Genomic DNA, 4,576 nt, shown 5'->3' with positions numbered 1-4,576 from the left:
TCCTCCGGGCTCAGCTGCGATTCCACGATCTCGCGGTATTCGGTGCAGTCGCGCAGCAGTCGGTCGTGGGTGCCCAGGCCGACGATCTCGCCGTCCTCCAGCACCACGATCTGGTCGGCCTCGCGCACGGTCGAAATCCGTTGCGCCACGGTGATCACGGCCGCGTTCGCGATCTCCGGTTTCAGCGCCTCGCGGACCCGGGCGTCGGTGGCCACGTCCAGGGCCGAGAAGCAGTCGTCGAACAGGTAGACGCGCGGCTTGCGCACCAGGGCGCGGGCGATGGCGAGCCGCTGGCGCTGGCCGCCCGACACCGTCGTACCGCCCTGTGCCACCGGCGTTTCCAGCCCCTGCGGCATATCGCGCACGAAGTCGGCCGCCTGTGCGATCTCCAGGGCGTGCCAGAGTTCGGCGTCGGTGGCGTCGGGTTTGCCGTACCGCAGGTTCGACGCGATCGTCCCGGAGAACAGGTACGCCTTCTGCGGCACCAGGCCGATCTGCGAGCGCAACTGCTCGAGGTCGAGATGCCGCACGTCGGTGCCGCCCACGTAGACCGCCCCGTCGGTGACGTCGATGAGCCGCGGAATCAGATTGATCAGCGTGGTCTTGCCGGAGCCGGTCGACCCCACCACCGCGGTGGTGGTCCCCGGGTCCACCCGGAACCGGATGGCCCGCAGCACCGGCTTCTCCGCACCCGGGAACTTGAATTCGGCGAAGGCGAAGTCCACCGAGCCCGGATCGGATTCGAACGGCCGCGGCAGCGGCGGCGGCAGCACCGAGGATTCGGTGTCCAGCACCGCCCCGATGCGCTCACCCGACACCGCGGCGCGCGGGGCCATCATGGCCAGGAAGGAGGCCATCATGACCGCCGTCAGGATCTGCATGATGTAGGACAGCATGGCGGTGAGCGAACCGATCTGCATGGTGCCGTCGTCCACATGGTGGCCGCCGAACCAGATCACGCCCACCGCGGTCACATTGGAGATCAGCATGACCAGCGGGAACATCAGCGCCATATAGCGGCCGACGAACAGCGCCTGTTCGGTCAGCTCGGAGTTGGCGACGCCGAAGCGCCAGGTCTCCTGCCGCTCCCGCACGAAGGCCCGCACCACCCGGATGCCGGTGATCTGCTCGCGCAGCACCCGGTTCACCGCGTCGATGCGCTCCTGCATGCGCCGGAAGCCGGGCACCATGCGGGTGATGATGAAGGCCATCGACAGGCCCAGCGCGGGCACCGCGATGAGCAGCAGCCAGGACAGGCCCAGATCCTCGCGCAGCGCCATGATGATGCCGCCGACGCACATGATCGGGGCCATCACCAGGATGGTGGCGCTCATCAGGACGAGCAGCTGCACCTGGTTCACGTCATTGGTGTTGCGGGTGATCAGCGACGGCGCGCCGAACATGCCCACCTCGCGCGCGGAGAAGGTGCCCACGCGGTGCAGCAGGGCCGCGCGCATATCGCGTCCCGCGCCCATGGCCGCCTGCGCGCCCAGATACACCGAGGAAGCCTGCGCCACGATCTGCACTCCCGTGACGAGCAGCATCCACAGGCCGGTGTTCCAGATATAGGCGATATCGCCCCTGGTCACTCCGTAGTCGATGATGTCGGCGTTGAGCCTGGGCAGGTACAGCATGGCGAGGACCGAGATCAGCTGAAGCACAACGACGCCGACCAGCTGTGACCGGTAGGGCGCCAGGAAGGTGCGGAGAAGTCTGATCAACATGATGCTCGCAGGCTACCCCCGATGCGGCGCACCCGTCCCCGGGAATCATGGGGGCGGCGCACCGACCCCCGAGAAAGTGAAACAAAGGCTTCCGTAGGGGTCAGATATCCGGCCGGTCCAGGTCGCGCCACGCGCCGAGCGGGCCAGCGTCCGGGTCACGCCATTCTCCGTGCGGCGCGGCATCCACCGGGCGCGGGCGCCGGGTCCAGGCATCGGGATCGCGCAGCAGCTCGTCCGTGAAGGTCGGCAGCAGATCGTTGCCGATATCGGCGATGCTCACCCGTTCCAGCACCGAGCGGATATTCACCCGCAGCGCGATCCACACCCGCTGCAACGGCTCGGCCACCCCGGGGTACACCACATCCTCGGGCCGCTGCCCGCGCACCGAGGCCAAGGGCCCCTCCACCGCGCGAATCACATCGGCGACGCTGATCTCGCCGGCGGGCCGTGCCAGCCGGTAACCGCCGTCGGGGCCGCGGCGGCTGGTGACCAGCCCGGCCTTGCGCAATTCGGCGACCACCGACTCCAGCACCTTCGGCGGAATCTCCTGGGCGGCCACGATCACGTCGGCCTTCACCGATTGCGATTGCGCCCGGGCGATCTCGACGAGTATCCGCACCGCGTAGTCGACTTTCGCGGTGATGTGCACAAAGGGCTCCTGAGTTCGGTCCGGCGGAAGAAGAATCTAGCGCGCCGGGAGCAGAACTCCGAGCGCCGCGTCCAGGAGCACGCGTTCGACCATGTCCGGATCGGCGTCGGGAGCGATGTCCTGGGACAGCAGAGCGGTCTTGACGATCTCCAGGGCGGCACTGGCGCGCAACAGCGCCTCCGGATCGGGCTCGGGTCCGGCCAGCCAGCGGCACAGCTCGCGGTGCATGGCGATCATTTCCTCGTAATTGTGGCCGATCGCGTTGCCGACCGCGACACCGTCGTTCACGAACATCTGACCGATGGGGCGGTGGGCGAGCATGGTGTGCAGCTGGTGGGTGAGGATGTCGCGGACGGCGTCGCGGCTGTATGCCAGCTCGTCGATCTCGGCGGCCATGGCGCGCATGTCCTCGAAGACCGGTTCGATCACGGCCAGCAGCAGATCTTGCTTCGAGGAGTAATGATAGTAGAGGGACGCCTTTGTGATTCCCACCTCATCGGCGACCTCCCGCAGGCTCGTCTGCTCGAAACCCTTGGTGGAGAACAGCCGAAGTGCCACATCCCTGATGACGTCCTTGGTGCCCCTACCTGCGGCAATGTCTACAGCAGGCTCTCGTCCGGTCATGGGATGATCCTCTCACTACTAGTCTGTACTGCGAGCAGCGCCACCGGAATCGAGGTTGTTCCTCCGCTTAGGCGCTGGGTAGTCTACCTACCGCACGGTAGGCAGAAAACGTCAGTCTGGAGGCGGAGTGCGCACGCGGCACCCGCAGAGAGTGCTGTCTACGAGTAGCTCGACACCAGCACACGCACAGCCAATCGCCAGGAGACCCTCGTGTCCGTATACCTCTACCGCTGGGGAAGGTTCGCCTTCCGCAGAAAGTGGACCGTCATACCGGTGTGGTTGACCCTGCTGATACTGCTCGGCGGTATCGGCGGCGCGATCGCCAAACCGTTCCAGGACCAGTTCACCATGCCCGGCCTGCCGTCCGAGCGGGCCACCGCAATCCTCGACGAGCACTTCCCCGGCATGTCGGCCGCCTTCGACATGAATGTGGTCACCGGCACCTACGTGATCGGCGCACCCGAGGGCGAGAAGCTCACCGATCCGCAGAACGCGGCCGCGTTGCAGGCGTTCGTGAACAAGCTGTCCGCGCTGGACATCGTCGACAAGAACGAGCCGGTCGTCGATCCGATAACCGCGACCGAGGAGATCGGCAAACCCGCGGACATCAACTGCCTCACCGGCGACCGCGACGCCCCCGGCTTCACCGCCGTCTGCGCCAGCGCGCCGCTGAACGTGCTGAGCGAGACCGTGCCGGACTCGGTGGCGACCGTCGAGGTCAAGTACTCGATTCCGAGTTTCGCCGATGTCACCCCCGCCGACCGGGAGAAGGCCCACGACGTCGCCGCGGACGCGCGGGCGGCCGGACTCGAGGTGTACCTGACCGGCAGCATCGCCCAGGAGCCGGAAACCGGCGGCGCGGCCGAGCTCATCGGTATCGCGGTGGCGCTGGTGGTGATGGCGGTGGCCTTCGGCGCCATCGTGGCCGCCTTCGTGCCGGTGCTGACGGCCCTCATCGGCCTGGGCACGGCGATCTCGGTGATCCTGTTCGGCACCCACTGGCTCACCCTGCCCACCTTCACGCCGATCCTGGCGTCCATGATCGGCCTGGCGCTGTCCATCGACTACGCCATGTTCATCGTCTCGCGGTACAAACATGAGCTGAGCGTGGCGGATTCACCCGAGGAAGCCGCCGGAACCGCGGTCGGCACCGCCGGTTCCGCGGTCATCTTCGCGGGCCTGACCGTCGTCATCGCGCTGGCCGCGCTGAGTGTCGTCGGCGTCGGATTCCTCACCTACATGGGTATCTTCGGTGCGGTCGCGGCGGCATTCGCGGTGCTGGTGGCCGTGACCCTGCTGCCCGCGCTGCTGGGCGCGTTCGGCAAGCACCTGTTCAAGCCGAAGCTGCCGCTGGTCGCCAAGCACGATCCCGAGGACGACACCGCCGTCACCAACGGCATGCGGGTCGCCCGCCTGATCGCCAAGGCTCCGGTGCTGGCGCTGGCAGCCGGTGTGGTGGTGCTCGGACTGCTGGCCGCGCCCGCCGCGAATATGCAGCTGGGCCTGCCCGGCGGCGACTCGTACCCCGAGGGCAATCCGATGCGCGAGGCCTACGAGTTGCAGACCAAGGGCTTCGGCG

The 4,576-nt window shown here is 67.4% G+C and carries 4 protein-coding genes; 1 reads left to right on the top strand and 3 read right to left on the bottom strand.

Annotation, left to right across the window (positions count from 1 at the left end; translation table 11 throughout):
* The 3 genes from QMO76_RS35140 to QMO76_RS35130 all read right to left on the bottom strand — a co-directional run.
* Positions 1–1,724, bottom strand: a 1,724-nt coding sequence (locus QMO76_RS35140) for an ABC transporter ATP-binding protein (protein WP_306365693.1), incomplete at its 3' end; no start/stop codon positions are given.
* 100 nt (positions 1,725–1,824) lie between these two features.
* Positions 1,825–2,373, bottom strand: coding sequence for an Rrf2 family transcriptional regulator (locus QMO76_RS35135; RefSeq protein WP_306365692.1), 549 nt, complete (start codon positions 2,371–2,373; stop codon positions 1,825–1,827).
* A gap of 36 nt (positions 2,374–2,409) precedes the next feature.
* Positions 2,410–2,997, bottom strand: coding sequence for a TetR/AcrR family transcriptional regulator (locus tag QMO76_RS35130; protein WP_306365691.1), 588 nt, complete (start codon positions 2,995–2,997; stop codon positions 2,410–2,412).
* Positions 2,998–3,207: 210 nt separating this feature from the next.
* Between QMO76_RS35130 and QMO76_RS35125 the strand changes: the two genes are divergently transcribed.
* A partial coding sequence (locus QMO76_RS35125) for an MMPL family transporter (protein WP_306365690.1) occupies positions 3,208–4,576 on the top strand: 1,369 nt, incomplete at its 3' end.

The organism is Nocardia sp. CC227C (assembly GCF_030767025.1).
In the GTDB taxonomy this organism is placed as follows: Bacteria; Actinomycetota; Actinomycetes; order Mycobacteriales; family Mycobacteriaceae; genus Nocardia.
The sequence above is the reverse complement of the archived record's forward strand: the minus strand, read 5'-3'. Positions and strand labels throughout refer to the sequence as shown.